Here is a 21,850-nt window from a genome sequence, read left to right as displayed (position 1 = left end):
TCCTACAGCCTCCAGTAGCATTGAGAACAATTATCAGTAACATACTGGCGCTTGCACTTTCATGGATATGCCCAAGTCTTTGCCGCGGGATGTCGAACTCCTGTATCTCGAATACAACGGCTGGTTACGCAACTGGCTGCGCAAGCGCCTGGGCGAAAGTGCCGATGCCGACGATCTGGCCCAGGACACGTTTGTACGGGTGATACGTTCGCGCCAGTCCGTCAGCGAGTTGCGTCAGCCCCTGGCCTACCTGGCCACCATCGCCAATGGCCTGCTGGTCAACCGCTGGCGGCGCCAGGCCGTGGAGCGCGCCTATGCCGAGGCGTTGGCGGCGCAGCCCGAAGCGCTGGCATTGTCTGCCGAAGAACAATACTTGCTGATTGAAACCCTGGTCGAAGTCGATGCGCTGTTGCACGGCCTGGGGCCCAGGGCGCGGGAGATTTTCCTGTTGTCGCAGCTCGACGGCCTGACCTACAAGCAGATTGCCGTGCAGTTGGGGCTGAGTGTCGATCAGGTGCAGAAATCCATGAGCAAGGCTTTTGCCTTGTGCTATGCCAGTCAATACGGGTGAACGCCATGTCACTCCCGGGGCCCGAGCACTCGCCGATTGCACCTGCCGTGCGTGACCAGGCGATTGCCTGGTTCACCCTGGCCCAGTCAGGCGACATGACTCCTGACGAACATCACGCGCTGCAGCAGTGGCGCCAGGCCGCCCCTGATCACGAACGTGCCTGGCAACGCCTGGCGGGCATCCCCTTGCAGTTGCAACAACGCGCTCGCCAATTGAACACCCCGGTGGCGCGTGCGGCCTTGCAGCAGACGCGCGCCCCGAACGCCAACCGCCGCCAGCTGCTCAAGGCCTTCGTCGGTTTCGGCCTGATCGGCGCAACGGCCTGGGAATCCCGTGACAGCCTTTGGCTGCAAGGTGCCTTGGCCGACTACCACACCGGCACCGGCGAGCGCCGCCACCACACCCTGGCCGATGGCACGCAGGTCTGGCTCAACACCCGCACAGCGCTGGATGTTCGCTACAGCGCCAGCCAGCGCCTGCTGGTACTGCGCCAAGGCGAACTCGACATTCTGAGTACGAACCAACGCGACACCCGCCCCTTGATCGTGGACACCGCCGAGGCCCGGCTGCGGGCGCTGGGTACCCGGTTCAACGTCCGCAGCGAACCCAACGGCCATGGCACGCTGTTGGCGGTGAGCAGCGGTCAGGTCGCTGCCAGGCCTGTTGCCGCAGGTGCCGAGCAACTGATCCCAAGCGGCCAGCAAACCCGTATCGATCAGTACGGCGTTGCCCCACCCCATCCGCTCGATCAAAGCACAACGGCCTGGATCGACGGCTTTATCGTCGCCCAGCGCATGCGCCTGGGCGACTTCATTGCCGAGCTGTCGCGCTATCACGTCGGGATACTGCGTTGCGACCCGGCCGTGGCCAACCTGTACCTGACCGGCTCCTTCCCGTTGAACAACATCGAGCAGATCTTTGCCCTGCTGGAAAAGAGCTTGCCGGTGCAGTTGCAACGGCGCACCCCGTACTGGATCACGGTGACCACGCGGGCCTGAAGCGGCAGCAAAAAATAATCGAACTAAATCGGCAGGTTTCTCATTCTCGTTTGGCTTTAGAGGAAATCCCGCCTTCTGCGTGCGGTTCCACTCCTCTGAACATGGAAACTTGTCATGATTTTGCGTCCCCATCCGCTGGCCCGTGCCATCGCCACCACCCGTGCTTCCCGGCTCAGCCTGGCCCTGATCGGCGGGCTGGGCCTGAGTTATCTGGCAATGCCCGAGGCACACGCCAGCGAAGTGCAGCAGCAAACGGGGATGAGCTTCAACATCGCAGCCGGGCCGCTGGACCAGGTGCTCGGCCAGTTCGGGCGCCAGGCCGGTATCGCCCTGTCCACCGATGCCCGGCTCACGAGCGGTAAGGTCAGCTCGGGCCTGCAGGGCCGCTATGAGGTAAGCGAAGGGCTGGCCCGCATCCTCGCTGGCAGCGGCTACAGCGCCGAGCAGCAAGCCGACGGCAGCTACCTGCTGGTGCCGCAGGCCAGCATCGGTAGCGCGCTGGAACTGAGCGCGACCACCATCCAGGGCCAAGGCATGGGTGAAGCCACGGAAAACTCCGGCTCCTACACCACCGGCTTGACCAGCGTCGGCTCCAAGACCCCGACCAGTATCAAGAACACCCCGCAGTCGATCTCGGTGATCAGCCAGCAGGCCATCGAAGACCTGCGCATGACCGACTTGTCCGATGCCATGAAACGCACGCCCGGCATCACCGTGAAAAACGGCAACTACCGCCTGCCCAAGTTCGCCTCCCGCGGCTTTGGCATCGACAACATCCAGATCGACGGCGCCGCACCGATGGACATCGGCTCGGGTATCGGCACGTTCTACGGCGACAAGATCTACGACCTCGCCGAGTTCGACCACGTCGAAGTGTTGCGCGGGTCCTCGGGCCTGCTGGGCGGCACGGGCGACCCGGGCGGCATCATCAACATGGTGCGCAAGCGCCCGATGGATCAGTACCAGCTCAAGCTCAACACCTCGGCCGGCTCCTGGGACAACTACCGCAGCGAAGTCGACGTCACCGGCCCGCTTGCCTTCGACGGCAAGCTGCGCGGGCGCATGGTCGCCGCCTATACCGATCGCCAGTACTTCATGGATAACCGCAGCACTGAAAAGCCGTTTATCTACGGCATTCTCGAAGCGGACCTGACCGACGCCACCATGATCACTGTCGGTGGCAGCTATGAAAAAACCCACGAGAACGGCATCGGCGACGGCCTGCCCCGCTACAGCACCGGAGGCGACGTCAAGCTGCCGCGCCACACCTGGTACACCACCAACCAGGCCTACATGGACGGCTATGCCAAGGAGCTGTTCGCCAAGATCGACCATCAGTTCAACGACTACTGGAAGCTCAACACCTCCTACACCTACTCCTACGACACATCCGACACCGAGGGGATCATCCCCTACGGTTCGGTGGACGAGACGACCAACACCGGCCCCTATTGGTGGGGCAGCTATGTCTCGTCCTGGAGCAAGCAGTCGGTATTCGACGTCAACCTCTCCGGCACCTTCGATGCCTTTGGCCGCGAGCATGAGTTGCTGGTGGGCGCCGACTACCAGAAGGTCACCAGCCGCTGGCGCGCCGCCCGGGGCATGGTCGGCAAGGGCGGCCTGATCAACCTCTGGGACCCGCAGTCGACGCCGCTGACCTCGGATGCCTCCGACCATGACTACTGGCGCGACTACAGCCCCAACACGCGCGAGCAATATGGCCTGTACTCGACCCTGCGCCTGCAGATCACCGACCCGCTGAAACTGATCATCGGCGCCCGTGCCCAGCGCTACAAATACGAGCAGGCCTACCAGACCAGGGACAACGACGTATGGACCTACGAATCGGAAATCAGCCATCGCGAACCGACCAAGCTGGTGCCTTACGGCGGCCTGATCTACGCCCTCAACGATGAGTGGTCCGCCTATGCCAGCTACGCCGAAGTGTTCAAGCCCCAGGCCCAGAAGCTCGAAGGTCCGGTAGGCAATAGCTCGGCGGTCGAAGCCATGACCGGCAAGACCTACGAGACGGGTATCAAGGGAGAGTTGTTTGGCGGCGCGCTGAACCTGACCACCGCCCTGTTCTACACCAAGCGTGAACACGAAGCGATGCAAGACCCGGCCTATCCCCAGGCACCGTTCAGCTACAGCGGCTCGTGCTGTTTCATCGGCCAGGGCGAGGTCATCAGCAAAGGCATCGACATTGAAGCCACGGGCGAAGTGCTGCCGGGGCTTGAAGTCATCGCCGGCTACACCCTCAATCTGATGGACAACCGCACCGAAGAAAGCGACTACACCAGCATCACGCCCAAACACCTGTTCAAGCTCTGGTCGGTTTATACCCTGCCGGACAATTGGTCGGCCTGGCGGGTGGGGGGTGGCGTGAACATCCAGAGCACCAACTACGTCAAAGGCACTGCCTACAACTTTGACGCCGCAGGCAACGTGATCAACGAGAAGCCCTATGATTTCACCCAGAGCGGCTATGCCGTCTACGACGCCATGGTCGAGTACAAGGTCGATGAAAACTGGACGCTGGCCGTCAACGGCAACAACCTGTTCGACCGTCGCTACTACGCCACGGTGGGCACCTCGGAGTACGGCAATTACTACGGAGAACCCCGCAACTTCATGCTGACAGTGCGCGGAGCGTTCTGACCTGGGCTGACTGTAGGAGCGGGCTTGCCCCGCGATAGCGATCCAGCCGACACATCGCATCGCGGGGCAAGCCCGCTCCTACAGGCTTCGCACTTTCAGCCGTTAACCTTGGGGTAAGTCACTTACCGCGAGGTTTTGATGTTCAAGCAATGGAGCGAAATGCTTCGGCTCTACAAAAGCAGCAGACCCAATTACTGGCACGCGATCCTGCAAAATCCAGTGTCCCTGCACTTGCTGCCATCCTGGGTCGCAGTGCTGGGCCTGGTGGCCAGCATTGCTTATCGGGAGTCGATGGGGCTTTTTGCCCTGACATTCTGCCTCTGCATGTTCACCTGGGCACTTCTGCTGGCACGAGAGCTCTTTGTCAGCCACTACTTTCGCGACTACTACGAACGCCACGCCATTGCCGACCAGCCCTTCCTGCAGCGGGACAACTACCTGCACTACGCCCACTTTCTCGATGCACTCAGACATCATGGCGTCGAACTCAGCCAGGTTTCCTGCATGGCGCAGTTCAGCAAGATTGCAGGCCCCCCGAACAATCCGCTAAACCTGATGCAGAACACACTGTTCGTCTGGATGATGACATTCATTGCCGCTCTCGCCGTGGAGCGAGTCAAACAGACCCTGTTGTGGGGTTACGAAAAAGGTGATTTGGCATTGGGTTTGGCCGTCTGGCTCACCGTCATTCTCTGGACGGTGCTTCAGACCATCAGCGAATTCAAGCAACACAGAGGGCGGCTGGCACGCTACCTGGAGTGGGCCAGCCATGACCTGAAACAGCCCTGAACGGCTCTGTCAGGCCCGTACAAACCGCTGCCTGAGCAGGTCGCTCAAGACATCCACCAGCAACACCAACACCAGCATGGCGATGATCACGGTGCTGGCCTGGGCTTCCTGGAACAGGCTCAGGGTGGTGTAGAGCATCTGCCCCAGGCCGCCCGCGCCGACGAAGCCCAGTACGCTGGCCATGCGGATGTTGTTCTCCCAGCGGTACAGGCTGTAGGCCAACAGCTGCGGCCAGAGGTTGGGCAAGGTGCCGAAGCAGAATGCGGTGACCTGGCTGCCACCCTGCAAGCGGATGGCGGCGGCGGGTTCGGGTGGGGCGTTTTCCAGGGCTTCGGCAAACAACCGGCCCAGTACGCCCGAGGTGTGCAAGGCCAGCGCCAGGGTACCGGCATTCGGGCCAAGGCCCGCCGCCAGTACGGTGAGCGCCGCCCAGACCAGCTCGGGAATCGCCCGCAAGCCATTGAGCAGCAAACGCGCAGCTCCCTGCAGCGGCCAGCCAAAGCGCCCCGCAGCCGGCAAAGCCAGCAACATCCCCAGGACCACCGCGAGCAAGGTGCCAAGGCCGGACATGGCCAGGGTCTCCAGTGCGCCCTTGCCGACCGCGCGCAGGTGCTCCGGGCTCAGGTCCGGGCTGAGGAAGCGCACGGCATAGGCACCCATCTGGCCCAGGCCGCCGTTGCCGAACAGCGCCTGCAGATCAAGGCTCAAATAGGTAAAGGACGCCACCACCGCCGCTACCAGCGCAAGCACCAGCGAGGCATTGATCAACCGTCTCATGCCAGCCTCCCGCGCAACAATCGGCTGAGCTGATCCGCCAGCCACACCAGCACCAGGAACGCCAGCAGCATGCTCGCCACCTCGGCGCCGGCGAACATGCGCATCGACAAGTCGATCTGCTGGCCCAGGCCACCGGCCCCCACAAAGCCCATCACCACCGAAGCGCGAATCGCGCATTCCCAGCGGTACACCGTGTACGACACCAGCTCCGCCGCCGCATCCGGCAAGATGCCGTAGAAGAATGCACTCAAGCGACTGCTGCCTGCCTGCAACAGGGCATGGGCCGGGCGCTGGTTGACCGACTCGAAGATCTCCGCATACACCTTGCCGAGCATGCCGCTGTAGGTGATGGCGATGGCCAGCACTCCGGCGGTGGGGCCCAGGCCTACCGCGCGAACGAACAGCAACGCCCAGACGATCTCCGGGACGCTGCGCAAAAAGATCAGCAGGCCACGCACCGGCAGGCGCACCGTCCGGGACCAGAACCCCAGGCGACCACCACGGGAGGCTGCGCCCATCGACAACGCGCGGCTGGCCAGCAAACTCGCCGGAATCGCCAGCAGCAAGGCCAGGGCCATGCCCGCCGTGGCAACCGCCAGGGTCTGCAACGTGGCCTCCAGCAGCAGCTCCAGAAACGCCGCATCATGGGCCGGCGGCCAGAACGCGCTGACAAAGTTACCCATCTCGCGACGGTTGTCGGCCTGCAACAACACGCCAGGATTGAGCTCGCTGAGGTGGATACCCGGCCACAGCAAGGCAATCGCCAGCAGGGTCAACAGCAGCCGTGGCAACGCTGCCGGATCGCGGTTGGCGGCGGCTTTCAGCATCGGGGAATCTGCAGGTTCAAGGTCGGCAGCGGCAATACCGGCGAGGCCAGGTGCTCGTTGGCGTACAAGGCATCGAGCATCTCGCTCGAGACGTCAGCAGCAGGCCGGTCGAACGCCACCTGCCCTTCGCGGATGCCGATCACCCGGGGAAAATGCGCCAGCGCCAGGTCCACCGCGTGCAGGCTGGCCACCAGGGTCACGTTGCGAGCCTGTGCATGGTTGCTGAGGATTTTCAGGCTGTGGTCGGCCAGCACCGGGTCCATGGCCGACACCGGCTCGTCCGCCAGCAGCAGCTCCGGCTGCTGGTACAGCGCCCGGGCGATGCCGACCCGCTGTAGCTGCCCACCGGAGAGCTGCCCGCATTGGGCAAAGATCTTGTCGGCCATGCCCAGGCTGCTCAGCACTTCACGCACCCCGGGGATGTCCGAGGGGTGCAGCAGATTGAGCAAGCCACGCAGGGTGCTCCACTGCCCCAGCCGCCCTGCCAGTACCGCCGTCACCACCCGCTGGCGCGGGGGCAACGGAGGCGCCTGGTGAATGAGGGCGATGCGCGCGCGCAGGTGCTGGCGGGCCGAGGCCGACAACCGCCAGGGCGCCTCCCCGAGCAACTCGACGCTGCCGGTACTGGGAGCGATGGCGCTGGCAAGCAACTGCAACAGGCTGGACTTGCCGGCACCCGACGGGCCGATGATCGCCACCCGCTCGCCGGTGCCGATCTGCACATCGACTTCATTCAGCGCCTGGACCTGGCCGTGGCGCAGGCTGGCGCTTTTCAGCGCAAGGGTCACTTGAGCAGCTCAGCAGCGCGAGCAGCCTCCTCGATGCCCTTGTAGTTGTCCGGGCTGGTCTCGATGAAGCGGCTGGCCGCCTGCAAGTCGAGGATCGCCTTGTCTTGCGGCTTGGCAGGATCGAGGGCGAGGAAGGCGTGCTTGATCTTCTCTTTCAGGGCCGGGTCGAGGCTGCCGCGCACGGTCCAGTTGTAGTCGTAGTAGCTTGGCGTGGTGGCGAACACCTTGACCTTGTTGGTATCGACCTTGCCCGAGGCGACCAGCTTGTCCCAGACACTGGCGTTGAGTACACCGGCATCGACCTTGCCGGCCTGGACCCAGGCGGCCGTGGCATCGTGGGCACCGGAGTAGGCCACGCGGCTGAAATAGCTCTCAGGCTTGATGTTGTCGTCCTTGAGCATGAAGTAGCGCGGCATCAGGCTGCCGGAGGTCGACGAGATCGAACCGAAGGCAAAGGTCTTGCCCTTGAGATCCGCCAGGCTCTTGATGTCGGGGTTGGCGGTGATGAACTTGCTGGTGAACTTCGCATCTTGCTCACGCTGTACCAGCGGGGTCGCGGTCGGGCTCTTCAGGTGCACCTGAACGAAGGTGAAGCCGCCCAGCCAGGCCATGTCCAGACGGTCCGTCGCCAGCGCCTCGACCACGGCCGGGTAGTCGGCCACCGGCACAAACTGAACCTTCATGCCCAATTGCTGCTCCAGGTACTCGCCCAGCGGCTTGAACTTGCGCAGCAGTTCAGTGGGGGCCTCGTCAGGAATGGCACTGACGCGCAGGGTATCGGCGGCTTGGGCCAGGTAGGTCGAACACGACAGCACCAGGCCGGCGAACAGCGCCAAGGGACGTTTGAGCATGGGGGTTCTCCGGTTCAATAGCGGGGAATGAGCCAGCATCAGGCCAGCTCCGGAATTATAAGAGGCATCGGCGCAAAGACCAGCTTTGCTACAATCGGCCTTCACGATTTTTCGAGGTGCGTATGAGCGAGCCGATTCGTCTGACCCAGTACAGCCACGGTGCCGGTTGTGGCTGCAAGATCTCTCCGAAGATGCTGGAAGTGATTCTTGCCGAAAGCGGTACCCAGGCCCTGGATCCGAACCTCTGGGTGGGCAATGCCTCGCGCGACGACGCGGCAGTCTACGCGCTCGACGAGGAGCGCGGTGTGGTTTCGACCACCGACTTCTTCATGCCCATTGTCGACGACCCGTACGACTTCGGCCGCATCGCCGCCACCAATGCCATCAGCGACATCTACGCCATGGGTGGCGACCCGCTGATGGCCATCGCCATTCTCGGCTGGCCGATCAATGTGCTGGCCCCGGAAGTGGCCCGCGAAGTGATTCGTGGCGGTCGCGCCGTGTGCGCCGAAGCGGGCATTCCCCTGGCCGGCGGGCACTCCATCGATGCCCCGGAGCCGATCTTCGGCCTGGCCGTGACCGGCGTCGTGCAAAAGCGCCACATGAAGCGCAACGACACCGCCACCGTGGGTTGCCGCCTGTACCTGACCAAGCCCCTGGGCATCGGCATCCTCACCACCGCCGAGAAAAAAGCCAAGCTGCGCGATCAGGACAAAGGCCTGGCACGCGACTGGATGTGTACCCTCAACACCCCCGGCAGCCGCTTCGGCAAGCTCGAGGGCGTCAAGGCCATGACCGACGTCACCGGCTTTGGCCTGCTCGGCCACCTGGTGGAACTGGCCGACGGCAGCGGCTTGAGCGCTCGCCTGACCTACAGCGCCGTGCCGCGCCTGCCGAGCGTCGAGCATTACCTGGCCGAAGGCTGTGTACCTGGCGGCACGCTGCGCAACTTCGACAGCTACGGCGAAAAAATCGCACCGCTGAGCGATGAGCAAAAGCATCTGCTGTGCGACCCGCAAACCAGCGGTGGCCTGTTGGTGGCGGTAACGCCTGAAGGTGAAGCCGAGTTCCTCGCCGTCGCCGCCGAACTGGGCCTGAACCTGGCGCCGATCGGCGCGCTGGTCGAGCGACAGAGCCACGCGGTTGAGGTGCTGTAATGCGTGACAACACCACCGACTACCGCCAACTGTTTTTGAACGATGTACCGATGATGGACATGCGTGCCCCGGTCGAATTCGGCAAGGGCGCGTTCCCCCAGGCGATCAACCTGCCGCTGATGAACGACCTGGAGCGGCAGAAGGTCGGCACCTGCTACAAGCAGCACGGCCAACAGGCCGCCATCACCCTTGGCCATCAACTGGTCAACGGCCAGATCAAGGACGAACGCATTGCCGCCTGGGCCGCGTTCGCCCGGGCCAACCCGCAAGGCTACCTCTACTGTTTTCGCGGCGGCCTGCGCTCGCAGATTGCCCAGCAATGGCTCAAGGAAGAGGCCGGCATCGCCTACCCGAAGGTGGTCGGCGGCTACAAGGCCATGCGTAACTTCCTGATCGAGACCACCCAGGGCGCCGTGGCCGAATGCGACTTCATACTGATCGGCGGCCTGACCGGCACCGGCAAGACCGAAGTGCTGCAGCAGCTGGAGAACGCCATCGACCTGGAAGGCCACGCCAACCACCGTGGCTCCAGCTTCGGCAAACGCGCCACCGCACAACCCGCGCAGATCGACTTTGAAAACCGCCTGGCCATCGACGTGCTGAAAAAGCGCACCCGAGGCATCGAGCAATTCGTGCTTGAAGACGAAGGTCGCATCGTCGGCAGTTGCTCGCTGCCGCTGGAGTTGTACCAGGGCATGCAGCACTACCCGCTGGTATGGCTGGAAGACAGCTTCGACAACCGCGTCGAACGAATCCTCGGCGACTACGTGATTAACCTCTGCGCCGAGTTCGTCGCCCTGCACGGTGACGAGCAAGGCTTCCCGCTGTTTGCCCAGCGCCTGAACCAGAGCATGGGCAACATCCTCAAGCGCCTGGGTGGCGAGCGCTACCAGCGCCTGTCGGCCCTCTTGCAACAAGCCCTCGACGAACAGCAGCGCAACGGTGACGTGGCCTTGCACCGCGCCTGGATCAGTGGACTGCTCAGTGAGTACTACGACCCGATGTACGCCTACCACCGTGACAGCAAGGCCGGGCGCATCGAGTTTTCCGGCAATCACGTCGAGGTGCGCGAGTACCTGCGTGCCCGCGCTGCCCGTCACTGATTATTCCGCCCTCAAGGCTCGCGCAGATTCTGCAATTCGTCTGCCCGGGCCTTGGTCATGTTCAGCACGCAGCCTGCGCCATTGAGCTGATCGATGGTGCCGCCGGTGAGGCTGAAGTACAGGCCGCAATTGGCGTCCCGGTACTTGATCCACTGCCGCTGGGCGTCACGCAGTTTGCCTTGTTGCTCGGCTTCAAGACCGGCCATCGCGGATTTGTAGGCAGCGTTGAGGCGGGTGTCCTGACGCTTGATCTCGGCGCCGTTGCAGTCGTTCATGGCCAGGGTCGTCTGGGCGGTGTTCATGCATTGGCTGTAGGCGTCATTGGCGCTGGCAAATGGCGCGATGACGCTGAGCAGGGCGATGGCCAGCAGGGGCTTCATCAAGTGCATTCCTTGTACTGTCAGGGGCGGGCTTGCCCCGCGGTGCATTGTGCCTGACAGATTGCTATCGCGGGACAAGCCCGCGCCTGCAGGCTTCGCGTAGCCATTGGTGGGCGGCATCGCCGTCCCGGCGTTGATGCCAGGCCTGCTGGAAGGCAAAGGCCTGGATCGGCAGCGGCGGCTCGAAACGTCGCAGGCGCGGATCGAGCGTGCCGCTGTCCAGGCTGCGTTGCGCCACCGTGAGGATCAGGTCCGTGCCGGCGATCACTTCCTGGGCGGCGGCCCAATGGGGCAGCGCCAGGGCGACCCGGCGGCGGGCGCCAATGGCCTCCAGCGCCAGGTCGATCTCGTTGTCGATCCCCGGGCGTACCGCCACCAGCACATGCGGCCGCGCCAGCCACTCCTCCAGCCCCAGGCCGCCCCGCGCCGGCAATACGCTACGGTCCCCCACACAGGTGAAACGCTCCTCGAACAAGGTCTCGACCCGAAGCTCGGCCGACAGTTGCGGGAACACGCCCAGCGCCAGGTCCGCCTCGCCATCGAATAGATGCCCGAGCATCGCCTCGCGGCTGCCCTGGATAACCACCAGGTCGATCCCCGGCGCCTCTTGCCTCAACACCTTCATCAAGCCGGGCAACACCACCCTGGCGCCGTAGTCCGACATCGCCAGGCGAAAGCTGCGCTGCGCCTGGCCGGGATCAAAGCCAGGCCTGGCAATCAGCCCGTCGAGCTGCGCCAGCGCTTGCTGCAAGGGTTCGAGCAGGGCCTGGGCGCGGGCGGTGGCCTGCAGCCGCCCGCCCCGCCGCACCAGCAAAGGGTCGCCGAACAATTCACGCAATTGCGCCAGGCCATGGCTGACCGCCGGCTGGCTGCGATGCAGGCGTACGGCGGCCCGCGACACATGTTGTTCAACCAGCAACGCATGCAAGGTGAGCAGCAGGTTCAGATCAATACGGCGCAGATCATCCATCAGGCGAATAGTTCCTGTGCAGCGTTTGAATTTCCATTACTCACGCGAATAACAAAGACTTTAGCAAGCCACTTACAAGGAGTCTTGCCATGAACCTGTCTTTCGCCCCCGCCGCCCTGCTGCCGCTGGTTATCGCCCTGCTGGCCGGGGCTGCAGTGCCGTTTCAGGCCGGCAGCAATGCCGCCCTGGGCCGACTGCTGGGGCACCCCTTGTGGGCATCGCTGGTGTCGCTTGGGGTCAGTGTGCTGTTAGTGATTCCGGCGCTGCTGGCACTGCGTGCGCCCTTGCCACAGCTCGGCGCGCTGGCCCAGGCACCGTGGTGGGCATGGCTGGGAGGTGCAGCCGGGGTGGCCTACATCACTGCGGCGCTGATGCTGACGCCACGCCTGGGCGCCGCGGGGTTTATCGTCTGCGTGATCGCCGGTCAGGTGTTGTCTTCCCTGATCATTGATCAATGGGGCTTGATGGGCCTGCCCGAGCGCCCAGTGAACGGCCTGCGCCTGGCAGGCGTTGGCCTGATCGTGCTGGGCATGCTGGTGGTGCAGTGGGGCACCTCGACCTCTCGCTAGATAGCGTTGGGAGGGGACGGTTGTACAGAGGACGGCGGCGCCAGGGCCCGGTCGATTTCAAACCTGAGGCTCGGCGCCTGTATCGCAAAGTGAATCACCAGCCCCAGCACCACCGCCAAGGCGGCATCGAGCCAGTGCCAGCCGGGTATCGACAGCCCTTGGCGCACCTGATGGCACCACCAGGCCTGACCCAGACAAAACCCGAGGATCGACAACAGCCACAGATAGAACCCTGGAGCGAAATGCTCCAGATTCAAGAAGTCATAGCTACGGTTGTCTGGCACACGCTCGATGCCGAAGCTGCTCAAAGCCAGGGCCAGGGCGCCGAGGCCCAGCAGCAGCGACACCCAGCGCCAGCGCCGGTGCAGCAGGATCGCCAGCCCCAGCAGTGGATTGGCGAACCAGCCATACATCTCGAAAACGATGCCCCAGGGGCCATACAACAGCGCCTGCAACGCATGCAGGCGGCCCTCGCCACTGAGGTACAGGGCGTTGAAACACAGGCAGGATAGAAACAGCAGCAGCGTGATCGAGATATAGCGGTGCGCGATCATCAGCCGACCTGCTCGAGCAACAGTCCGTAGAGCCCCGAATCGGACAACTCCCCGGCCACGCACCAACGCTGGCGCAGGGTGCCTTCCAAGACGAAGCCCAGGCGCTCCAGGGTACGTGCCGAGGCGCTGTTGCGCGGATCGATCTCGGCTTCAAGGCGGCGCATGTTCAGGCCCTGGCCCAGGTACCGGACGAAGTGCTCCAGCGCCTCGCCCATAAAGCCCTGACCCTGGGCATTGCTGGCCAGGCAGTAGCCGATTTCGCCGCGGCGCGACTCGGCGTCAACGTGAAAGCACTGGCACATGCCAATCAGCTCGTCGCTGTCGCGACGATAGATCCCGAGCTTGAACACCTGTCCGTCGGCATAGGCCTGGCGATCGGCCGCCAAGGCCGCTTGCGCTTCGGACAGCTCGTGCCAGGGGGCGTGATTCCAGAACCGCATGACTTGCGGATCGGCCATGATCGCAAACCAGGCCGCGGCATCGTTGGCGCCCATGGGGCGCAACTGCAAACGCGGTGTCAGCAGGCTAAGGTCCTGGGCAAAGGCATAGGGGTGCGGCACGGGTAGAACTCCTGTTCTTGCCGAAAAGCCGCACAGTCTACCTCACCCTCGGGCTGATACGCCCTTCAGGCGACCTCGGCCCCTTCATCCGGCCAGATCGGTTCGTTGGCTTCCAGCGGTGGCAAGCCATAGGCCGCACGCGCGGCATCGCAGCTGGGGTTGGCATTGCCATCGACCCAGGCGGCCTCGAATTCACGGCAAGGTGTGGAGCGCTTCTCGTAAAGGGAGCAGCTCACCCCTTTACCAATCTCGCCCTCAAGGCCGATACAACGGCAGGGTTTGCTGTCGGTACCGATCATCGCCACACGGGTGGGGTTGATCTGAACCACCAGGTCGTCGGGCACCACACCACCTGCCGACTCGCACTCGCCCCAGAAGAAAGACACACGGAAATACCCGCAGCAGGCGCCGCAGTTCAAGCAAGGATTATCGGACATGATGAGAAAAAGACGGGGGGGCAGATTATCGTTATTGGGAGGAAACCCGCCGCCATTCTATGCTTCGGCCAACGTTTGAGAAGGGGGGTACAGCAGAAATATCTGACTTCTGACAGGCGGCTTAGTCGCCCATCGCACGGGTGGGAGCCGACATTGCCGACGCCCACCCGCACTACGCGTTTTTACTGCTGCTTGCGGAACATCTGACGAATACCCCGCACGGCCTGGCGAATACGGTCCTGGTTCTCGATCAGGGCAAAACGCACATGATCGTCGCCGTAATCACCGAAACCAATGCCTGGCGACACACAGACCTTGGCTTCGGCCAGCAATTTCTTGGAGAACTCCAGCGAGCCCAGGTGCGCGTACTGCTCAGGGATCTTCGCCCAGACATACATCGACGCCTTGGGGTTCTCGACCATCCAGCCCAGCTCGTGCAAGCCCTTGACCAGCACGTTGCGACGCTGGCGGTACTGCTCGGCGATATCGAGCACACACTGCTGATCCCCTTCGAGGGCGGCAATGGCAGCCACCTGGAGCGGGGTGAAGGTGCCGTAGTCGTGGTAGCTCTTGATCCGCGCCAGGGCGCTGACCAGTTCGGGGTTGCCGACCATGAAGCCGATACGCCAGCCGGCCATGTTGTAGCTCTTGGACAGGGTGAAGAACTCCACCGCGATGTCCTTGGCGCCAGGCACCTGCATGATCGAGGGCGCCTTCCAGCCGTCATAGACGATGTCGGCATAGGCCAGGTCGTGGATCACCAGCACGTCGTACTGCTTGGCCAGGGCCACCACGCGCTCGAAGAAGTCCAGCTCGACGCACTGCGCGGTCGGGTTGGAAGGGAAGCCCAGGATCATCATCTTCGGCTTGGGGATCGACTCGCGGATCGCCCGCTCCAGCTCGTTGAAGAAGTCCACACCCGGCACCAACGGCACCGAACGCACCTGCGCACCGGCAATCACTGCGCCGTAGATGTGAATCGGGTAGCTGGGGTTGGGCACCAGCACCGTATCGCCATGGTCCAGGGTGGCGAGCATCAGGTGCGCCAGGCCTTCCTTGGAGCCGATGGTGACGATGGCTTCGTTTTCCGGGTCGATCTCGACCTCGTAGCGGTCCTTGTACCAACGCGAAATCGCCCTGCGCAGGCGTGGAATACCGCGTGACGTCGAGTAGCCGTGGGTGTCTTCACGCTGGGCGACCTGCACCAGTTTTTCAACGATGTGCGGCGGCGTGGCCCCGTCGGGGTTGCCCATGCTCAGGTCGATGATGTCCTCGCCACGACGGCGCGCGGCCATCTTGAGTTCGGCGGTGATGTTGAAGACGTAGGGGGGGAGACGATCAATGCGCGTAAAGCGGCGCGGCGAACCTTGGTCAGCCATGGCTTCCTCGAAGACGTAAGCGCCCGGAACCGTCCGAGCGACGTTGGCCACTGCGGTGGCCGGAGCGAACAATAGAGCCTGGGTGGGGCGGCTGTCCAGAGGGCGGCACAAATACCTGCTGTGCCGCCGGTTCAACACTCAGCGAATGGCTTTATAGGCCTGCGCGTCCCACTTCACGGCTGCCGCCAGGCCGCTGCCAGGCTGGAACATCCCACCGGCGACCTTCGAGAGCGCCGTCCCCTTGTCGCCCAGGGACACACAGCGCTCCCCTTCCTGCGCCTCGGTGAGCACGGTGTATGAGTAATCGCGCATGTTCTGGTACTCGTCGTCATCCCTGCTCATCGCCTGATGATAGGCCTGCAGCTCGTCGTCGCTGAGGTTGAGCCGGTTGCCGAGCTTGACGCCCCAGCGCGTCAGGCAGACTTCGGCAAAGTGGCGCACGATCAGGCCGGGCTCCATCAGCGCCTTCCCCTTGGTCACACCGTCGACCGACGCATTGCCCACCAGGGTCGCGTGGCGCCCTGGCAGCGGGTAGATATGGCAACGGGTACTGGCGTGGGTTCTGGGTATCACGCATGTGAAGCCCTTGGATCGTTCGTCACGTGAATAGAACCCCACGTACTGCCGGACGTTTTCCCCAAGCTGGATGCGGTGTGCCTGGAAGTTCAGCAACCCTGGCACCGGGTCGATGGCAAAGATGTTGACCGGAATGTGGCTGAGCGCGCGGTCATTGAGCATGGCATTGGCCAGCATGTGGCAACTCACCCCGCCCCTGCTCCAGCCCACGAGGTTGACCTGGCTGGGAATCAGGCCACCTTGGCGAAACGTTCTGATGATCTGTTCCTGCAGTTGCTGGGGCGTCAGCAGGCGCTCGCCGAAGTCGTAGGTTCGCCAGTACCAGGAGCCGGTCTCCTTTACATCTTCGATCGGCACCCCCGCAGCCTTGAGCTGCTGGTACTGCTCCTGGCTCAGCGCCTTGCGCTGCCAGCTACAGTGGCCCTTGATGATGTGCAGGGCGTGGTCGACGTTCTCTTCCCAGCCGCTACCGAACAACGTGCCCGTCGGGCCGTACAGCTCGGTCCTGATGAACAGCTCATCGGCTTGCAGGTTGCCACTGCCCGGCCCGTCGATGGCCACCCAGTGGGCAAACTCACGGCGCTGGTCGTTGCTGGCCAGGGTCGATACCAACTCGCCGTTCCAGAAGCTGGGGTTGGCGGTGTCGAAACGATGGGAGCCTGTGCCGCAGAAATACACAGTCAAAATACTCATGGTGCGACCCTCACATTTGAATGGGAGGTCACGCTAATCGGCAAACCCTGCCTGGATCAGAGGGCAGCCATACCACGCACAAACAAAAACGCCCCGTGCTCTGCAGCACGGGGCGTTCTTGTTTACCCACACTGGAATCAGTGTGCGTAGGTCAGCAGCAGCTCGGTCGGCACTTTGGTGTCCAGCGACATCATCACGCTCAGGGCGGTGATGGTGAAGATCGAGAACACGAACAGCTTGCGCGCCCAGAGCCGGTCGTCCACAGCCTTGTAGCCGGTCCAGGCCATGTACAGCCAGTACATGCCCATGGCGGCTGCGACGGCCATGTAGCTCATGCCGGCGTAACCACCGATGGTGAGCATCAGGGTTGCCGCCAGGAATGCCACGATGTACCAGAGGATGTGCTTCTTGGCGACCAGGATGCCACGCTTGACCGGCAGGACCGGGATCGAGGCAGCCAGATAGTCATTGAAGCGGAAGATCGCAATGGCATAGGAATGCGGCATCTGCCAGAGGCTGAACATCACCAGCAGGGTCAACGCAGCCAGGTCGAAGGTGTTGCTCACGGCGCAGTAGCCGATCACCGGAGGCATGGCACCGGACAGGCTGCCAACCAGGGTGCCGTGCACCGATTTGCGCTTCAGGTACAGGCTGTAGAAACCCACATAGATGACGAAGCCGATCAGGCCGAACAGCGCCGCCAGGGCATTGGCCTGCACATACAGCAGGCCAAGCCCGGCCACCCCGAGCAGGGTGGCGTAGGCGAGTGCGACTTTCAGCGAGATCTGGCCCTGAACCATTGCACGGTTCTTGGTGCGCTCCATCTTGATGTCGATGTCACGGTCGATGCAGTTGTTGAACACGCAACCGGACGCCACCACCAGAGAAGTGCCAATCACCGTGGCCAGGAACAGCATGAAGTCGACATGCCCTTGCGCGGCAAGGAAAAAACCGCCTGCCACAGAAAGCACGTTACCGAAAATGATCCCCGGTTTGGTGATTTGGATAAAGTGCTTAATGGACATGCCGTCTTACCTCACTTCGCCATCATGCTGGTGTGGATGCTGAACATGATCCACAGCGACAGGCCAACCAACAGGGCAATGACCATTGCCGTGAACAAGAAGGCGCTGACGTTCTCACGCTGCTCCTTCGAGCGGTCCAGGTGCAGGAAGTAGTACAGGTGCACCACGATCTGGATCGCGGCGAAGGCCACTACGATCAACACGGTCATGTCTTTCGGCAGGCTTGGGTACATCACCAGGCCGAAAGGAATGGCGGTCAGGATGACCGACAGGATGAAGCCGATTGCGTAGGACTTCACGCTACCGTGGTTGCCCTCGGCGTGGCTGTTATGTGCGTTAGCCATTTACAGAACCCCCAGCAGATACACAACGGTGAACACGCAGATCCAGACCACGTCCAGGAAGTGCCAGAACAGGCTCAGGCAGCTCATGCGGGTCTTGGCGGTACCGGTGATACCGTGCTTGTTGATCTGGTACATCATCACAGCCATCCAGATCAGACCGGCGGTCACGTGCAGACCGTGGGTGCCGACCAGGGCGAAGAAGCCCGACAGGAAGCCGCTGCGCTGTGGGCCGAAGCCCGCAGCGATCAGGTGATGGAACTCATAGACTTCCATCGCGATGAAGCCTGCACCGAGCAGGAAGGTCACTGCCAACCAGCCCAGTACGCCGCCCTTGTTGCCCTTGTACATCTGCAACATGGCGAAACCGAAGGTAATACTGGAGAACAGCAGCAGCGCGGTCTCGGCCAGTACGAAGTTCAGCTCGAAGATGTCATGACCCGACGGGCCGCCGGCAAAGTTGCCGGACAGCACCGCGTAAGCTGCGAAGAGCGACGCAAACAGAATGCAGTCGGTCATCAGGTACAGCCAGAAACCGTAGACGGTCATCTGGCCCGAGTCGTGGTGGTGGTCATCGTGCCCATGGTCGTGACCATGAGCATGAGTATCAGCGTTGATTACATGACTGGACATTGATTAAACCCGTTCAAACGATTCGACACGTGCGCCAACCGGAGAACCGGTAGCCAGGCCCAGGGCCTTCATGCGCTCACCTTCGATGCGCGCCACTTCCTCGGCAGGAACCATGTAGCCCTGGTCGTCACGCGCAGCGTGAGCAACGAAGACAGCGATGGTGCCGACCAGGCTGGCCGCGACCAACCACCAGATGTGCCAGACGAAGGCAAAGCCGAAGACGGTGATCAGTGCGCCCATGTACACGCCAGTGGCAGTGTTGTTAGGCATGTGGATCGGTGCGTACTTGGCCGGAGCCTTGTAGGCAACACCCGCTTCCTTGGCTTCGTGCCAGGCGTCCAGGCCCACTTTCTCAGGCATGGTGGCGAAGTTGTAGAACGGAGGTGGCGACGAGGTCGACCATTCCAGGGTACGGCCGTTCCACGGGTCACCGGTCACGTCCATGTTGTCCTTGCGGTCACGGATCGAGACGTACAGCTGGATCAGCTGGCAAGCGATACCGAACAGGATCAGCACAGCACCGACCAAGGCAACGTACAGGTACGGTTCCCAGAGCGGGTTGTCGGAGTGGTTCAGACGACGGGTCATACCCATGAAGCCCAGTGCGTACAGCGGCATGAAGGCCACGTAGAAACCGGAGATCCAGAACCAGAAGGCAGCTTTGCCCCACTTCTCGTTCAGGGTGAAACCGAAGGCTTTCGGGAACCAGAAGGCGAAGCCGGCAATGTAGCCGAACACCGCACCACCGATGATCACGTTGTGGAAGTGGGCGATTACGAACAGGCTGTTGTGCAGAACGAAGTCAGCACCTGGAACAGCCAGCAGAACGCCGGTCATACCACCGATCGAGAAAGTGATCATGAAGCCCAGGGTCCACAATACCGGCGCGGTGAAGCGCAGACGGCCCTGGTAGATCGTGAACAGCCAGTTGAACAACTTCACACCGGTCGGGATCGAGATCAGCATGGTCGCCAATCCGAAGAAGGTGTTGACGCTTGCGCCCGAACCCATGGTGAAGAAGTGGTGCAGCCATACCGCAAAGCCCAGTACCGCGATCGCGCCCGAAGCGTAGATCATCGACTTGTGGCCGAACAGGCGCTTGCCGGTGAAGGTCGAGGTGACTTCCGAGAACACACCGAAGGCCGGCAGGATCAGGATGTAAACCTCAGGGTGACCCCAAGCCCAGAACAGGTTGACGTACATCATCGGATTGCCACCAAGTTCGTTGGTGAAAATGTGGAAATCCATGTAACGGTCAAGCGTCAGCAGTGCCAGGGTAGCGGTCAGGATCGGGAACGAAGCCACGATCAGGACGTTGGCCCAGGTGCAGGTCCAGGTGAAGATCGGCATGTCCATCAGCTTCATGCCAGGGGCGCGCATTTTCAGCACGGTGGCCAGGAAGTTGACGCCTGTCAGTGTGGTACCCAGACCGGATATCTGTAGCGCCCAGATGTAGTAGTCGACACCGACCCCAGGGCTGTACTGGATACCTGCCAGTGGCGGATAGGCCACCCAGCCGGTCTTGGCGAATTCACCAACGCCCAGGGAGATGTTGACCAGCGCAACGCCGGACACCAGCAGCCAGAAGCTCAGGGAGTTCAGGAACGGGAAGGCAACGTCACGGGCGCCGATCTGGAGCGGCAGCGCCAGGTTCATCAGGCCGGTGAAGAATGGCATCGCCATGAAGATGATCATGATCACACCGTGGGCGGTGAAGATCTGGTCATAGTGTTCAGGCGGCAGGTAGCCTTCGGAGCCTGCAGTGGCCATGGCCAGCTGCGAGCGCATCATGATGGCGTCGGCAAAGCCGCGCAGCAGCATGATCATCGCGACGATGATGTACATCACCCCGATCTTTTTGTGGTCGACCGAAGTCAGCCACTCGGTCCACAAGTAGGTCCACTTGCGGAAATAGGTGATAGCACCAACGAGCGCGAGACCGCCGAGCGCAATCATGGCAATCGTCACCATGACTATCGGCTCGTGATACGGAATCGCATCCAGACTTAGTTTACCGAACATCTCTTACTCCTCTGCCCCAGCAGCTGAATGCATACTCACGTCCATCCCTTCGGTACCGGCCGCTGCTTTGGTCTGCTCTTCGTGAACCACCGGCTTGCCACGGTTCATGCCTTCGTATTTGTCTACGATGTCCTGGAACGTGTCAGACGGGGCCACGCTGTACAGCGCGACTGGATTGTTTTCGCTAGGTTTGGCCAATGCCGCGTATTCAGCCGGATCCAGCTGTTTAGGCGATTGCTTGACTTCGTTCACCCACGCCTCGAAATCGGCCTGGGAGGTGGCGATTGCCTTGAACTTCATACCGGTGAAGCCTGCACCGCTGTAGTTCGCCGAGATACCGTCGAACTCGCCATTCTCGTTGGCGATCAGGTGCAGCTTGGTGGTCATGCCGGCCATCGCGTAGATCTGACCGCCCAGGCCTGGAATGAAGAACGAGTTCATCACCGAGTCGGACGTCACGCGGAAGTTGACCGGGGTGTTGGCCGGGAAGACGATCTTGTTGACCGTGGCAATGCCTTGTTCCGGGTAGATGAACAGCCATTTCCAGTCCAGAGCGACCACGTCGATCTGCACCGGCTTCACATCGGAAACCAGCGGACGATAAGGGTCCAGCTCGTGGGTGGTCTTGTAGGTCACATAGCCCAGGGCAATGATGATCAGGACCGGGATGGTCCACACCGCCACTTCGATCTTGGTCGAGTGCGACCAGTCAGGGGTGTAGGTCGCCGCCTTGTTGGAAGCGCGATACTTCCAGGCGAACGCGATGGTCATGAAAATGACAGGAATCACCACCAGCAACATCAAGCCGGTAGCGATCAGGATAAGGTTCTTTTGCTCAATGCCGACCTGGCCCTTCGGGTCGAGCAGGGTCCAGTTGCACCCACTGAGTAAAAGCATGCCTAAAAAGGGCAGAATGCCAAACAGTCTGGGGTAACGCTTTTTACTCATCTCACGACCTCTAGAGCAGCTTGCTTCAATGCAATTTGTGTTTTGGTCGCCAACACTTCGTCCTGCCAAGCGTTAGCATTTATGGGATCGAATACGGTCATACCGTGATGCCAGCTGCGGCGGCTCGGTATCGACCGGGTATTACGGTGCTTATTATTCTGACTTCGTAGGCAACAGGCCTGTATTCAGACCAATTCCATTTGGTGCGGGAAATCACGGAGGGGGGTCAGCCCGGCATCGCCGC

The 21,850-nt window shown here is 62.1% G+C and carries 23 protein-coding genes; 7 read left to right on the top strand and 16 right to left on the bottom strand.

Annotated features, from left to right (window positions below):
* Positions 1-67 precede the first annotated feature (67 nt).
* The 4 genes from U9R80_RS04610 (at position 68) to U9R80_RS04595 (ending at position 5,016) form a co-directional block, all read left to right on the top strand.
* The gene (locus U9R80_RS04610) at positions 68-571 is read left to right on the top strand and encodes a sigma-70 family RNA polymerase sigma factor (protein ID WP_442964963.1); all 504 of its coding nucleotides are present in this window, start codon (positions 68-70) and stop codon (positions 569-571) included.
* Positions 572-576: 5 nt separating this feature from the next.
* Positions 577-1,569, top strand: a complete 993-nt coding sequence (locus tag U9R80_RS04605; RefSeq protein ID WP_301840723.1) for a FecR domain-containing protein — start codon at positions 577-579, stop codon at positions 1,567-1,569.
* Positions 1,570-1,683: 114 nt separating this feature from the next.
* Entirely contained in the window at positions 1,684-4,227 is a 2,544-nt protein-coding gene (locus tag U9R80_RS04600) for a TonB-dependent siderophore receptor (protein ID WP_301840724.1), read from the top strand.
* 138 nt (positions 4,228-4,365) lie between these two features.
* The gene (locus U9R80_RS04595) at positions 4,366-5,016 is read left to right on the top strand and encodes a hypothetical protein (protein WP_301840725.1); all 651 of its coding nucleotides are present in this window, start codon (positions 4,366-4,368) and stop codon (positions 5,014-5,016) included.
* Between the two features lie 9 nt (positions 5,017-5,025).
* Here U9R80_RS04595 and phnE read toward each other — a convergent pair whose 3' ends face one another.
* From phnE to U9R80_RS04575, 4 genes are read right to left on the bottom strand one after another with little or no spacing between them, the layout of a single operon-like run.
* Positions 5,026-5,793 (bottom strand): phosphonate ABC transporter, permease protein PhnE, encoded by a 768-nt coding sequence (phnE, locus tag U9R80_RS04590; protein WP_301840726.1) that lies wholly within the window; start codon positions 5,791-5,793, stop codon positions 5,026-5,028.
* Entirely contained in the window at positions 5,790-6,620 is an 831-nt protein-coding gene (locus U9R80_RS04585) for a PhnE/PtxC family ABC transporter permease (protein WP_301840727.1), read from the bottom strand. Before U9R80_RS04585 ends, phnE begins: the two co-directional genes overlap by 4 nt.
* Positions 6,614-7,408, bottom strand: coding sequence for a phosphonate ABC transporter ATP-binding protein (locus U9R80_RS04580; RefSeq protein ID WP_301840729.1), 795 nt, complete (start codon positions 7,406-7,408; stop codon positions 6,614-6,616). Before U9R80_RS04580 ends, U9R80_RS04585 begins: the two co-directional genes overlap by 7 nt.
* Positions 7,405-8,259: a putative selenate ABC transporter substrate-binding protein gene (locus U9R80_RS04575; protein WP_301840731.1), complete on the bottom strand. Its 855-nt coding sequence runs from the start codon at positions 8,257-8,259 to the stop codon at positions 7,405-7,407. The genes U9R80_RS04580 and U9R80_RS04575 overlap by 4 nt, the downstream gene beginning before the upstream one ends.
* 122 nt (positions 8,260-8,381) lie before the next feature.
* Between U9R80_RS04575 and selD the strand changes: the two genes are divergently transcribed.
* Positions 8,382-9,416, top strand: a complete 1,035-nt coding sequence (gene selD / locus U9R80_RS04570) for a selenide, water dikinase SelD (protein WP_301840733.1) — start codon at positions 8,382-8,384, stop codon at positions 9,414-9,416.
* Positions 9,416-10,519 carry a tRNA 2-selenouridine(34) synthase MnmH gene (gene mnmH / locus U9R80_RS04565; protein ID WP_301840735.1) on the top strand — a complete coding sequence of 368 codons (1,104 nt, stop codon included), beginning with the start codon at positions 9,416-9,418 and terminating at the stop codon, positions 10,517-10,519. The genes selD and mnmH overlap by 1 nt, the downstream gene beginning before the upstream one ends.
* Before the next feature lie 11 nt (positions 10,520-10,530).
* Here mnmH and U9R80_RS04560 read toward each other — a convergent pair whose 3' ends face one another.
* Both U9R80_RS04560 and U9R80_RS04555 read right to left on the bottom strand, forming a co-directional pair.
* Positions 10,531-10,899 carry a lysozyme inhibitor LprI family protein gene (locus tag U9R80_RS04560; protein WP_301840736.1) on the bottom strand — a complete coding sequence of 123 codons (369 nt, stop codon included), beginning with the start codon at positions 10,897-10,899 and terminating at the stop codon, positions 10,531-10,533.
* A 64-nt stretch (positions 10,900-10,963) separates the two neighbouring features.
* Positions 10,964-11,869, bottom strand: coding sequence for a LysR family transcriptional regulator (locus U9R80_RS04555; protein ID WP_301840737.1), 906 nt, complete (start codon positions 11,867-11,869; stop codon positions 10,964-10,966).
* 89 nt (positions 11,870-11,958) lie between these two features.
* Between U9R80_RS04555 and U9R80_RS04550 the strand changes: the two genes are divergently transcribed.
* Entirely contained in the window at positions 11,959-12,438 is a 480-nt protein-coding gene (locus U9R80_RS04550; protein ID WP_301840738.1) for a DMT family transporter, read from the top strand.
* Here the strand turns inward: U9R80_RS04550 and U9R80_RS04545 are convergent.
* The 10 genes from U9R80_RS04545 to cyoA form a co-directional block, all read right to left on the bottom strand.
* Complete coding sequence (locus U9R80_RS04545; protein WP_442964935.1) at positions 12,435-12,992, bottom strand: hypothetical protein; 558 nt, start codon at positions 12,990-12,992, stop codon at positions 12,435-12,437. The two genes, U9R80_RS04550 and U9R80_RS04545, sit on opposite strands and share 4 nt — an antisense overlap.
* Positions 12,992-13,486 carry a GNAT family N-acetyltransferase gene (locus tag U9R80_RS04540; protein WP_442964962.1) on the bottom strand — a complete coding sequence of 165 codons (495 nt, stop codon included), beginning with the start codon at positions 13,484-13,486 and terminating at the stop codon, positions 12,992-12,994. The genes U9R80_RS04545 and U9R80_RS04540 overlap by 1 nt, the downstream gene beginning before the upstream one ends.
* A gap of 131 nt (positions 13,487-13,617) precedes the next feature.
* Entirely contained in the window at positions 13,618-13,989 is a 372-nt protein-coding gene (locus tag U9R80_RS04535; RefSeq protein WP_028942731.1) for a YkgJ family cysteine cluster protein, read from the bottom strand.
* 182 nt (positions 13,990-14,171) lie between these two features.
* Positions 14,172-15,368, bottom strand: coding sequence for an alanine transaminase (gene alaC / locus U9R80_RS04530; RefSeq protein ID WP_301840740.1), 1,197 nt, complete (start codon positions 15,366-15,368; stop codon positions 14,172-14,174).
* Positions 15,369-15,506: 138 nt separating this feature from the next.
* Positions 15,507-16,637 carry a hypothetical protein gene (locus tag U9R80_RS04525; protein ID WP_301840741.1) on the bottom strand — a complete coding sequence of 377 codons (1,131 nt, stop codon included), beginning with the start codon at positions 16,635-16,637 and terminating at the stop codon, positions 15,507-15,509.
* A gap of 137 nt (positions 16,638-16,774) precedes the next feature.
* The gene (gene cyoE / locus U9R80_RS04520; RefSeq protein ID WP_028942727.1) at positions 16,775-17,662 is read right to left on the bottom strand and encodes a heme o synthase; all 888 of its coding nucleotides are present in this window, start codon (positions 17,660-17,662) and stop codon (positions 16,775-16,777) included.
* A gap of 11 nt (positions 17,663-17,673) precedes the next feature.
* Positions 17,674-18,006: a cytochrome o ubiquinol oxidase subunit IV gene (cyoD, locus tag U9R80_RS04515; RefSeq protein ID WP_301840743.1), complete on the bottom strand. Its 333-nt coding sequence runs from the start codon at positions 18,004-18,006 to the stop codon at positions 17,674-17,676.
* Complete coding sequence (gene cyoC, locus U9R80_RS04510) at positions 18,007-18,636, bottom strand: cytochrome o ubiquinol oxidase subunit III (protein ID WP_274117861.1); 630 nt, start codon at positions 18,634-18,636, stop codon at positions 18,007-18,009.
* 3 nt (positions 18,637-18,639) lie between these two features.
* On the bottom strand, positions 18,640-20,658 hold the full coding sequence (cyoB, locus tag U9R80_RS04505; RefSeq protein WP_301840744.1) for a cytochrome o ubiquinol oxidase subunit I: 2,019 nt from the start codon (positions 20,656-20,658) through the stop codon (positions 18,640-18,642).
* A 3-nt stretch (positions 20,659-20,661) separates the two neighbouring features.
* Positions 20,662-21,606, bottom strand: coding sequence for a ubiquinol oxidase subunit II (gene cyoA, locus U9R80_RS04500; protein ID WP_274117863.1), 945 nt, complete (start codon positions 21,604-21,606; stop codon positions 20,662-20,664).
* Between the last annotated feature and the right edge of the window lie 244 nt (positions 21,607-21,850).

The organism is Pseudomonas sp. JQ170C (assembly GCF_035581345.1).
Lineage (GTDB): Bacteria > Pseudomonadota > Gammaproteobacteria > Pseudomonadales > Pseudomonadaceae > Aquipseudomonas.
The sequence above is the reverse complement of the archived record's forward strand: the minus strand, read 5'-3'. Positions and strand labels throughout refer to the sequence as shown.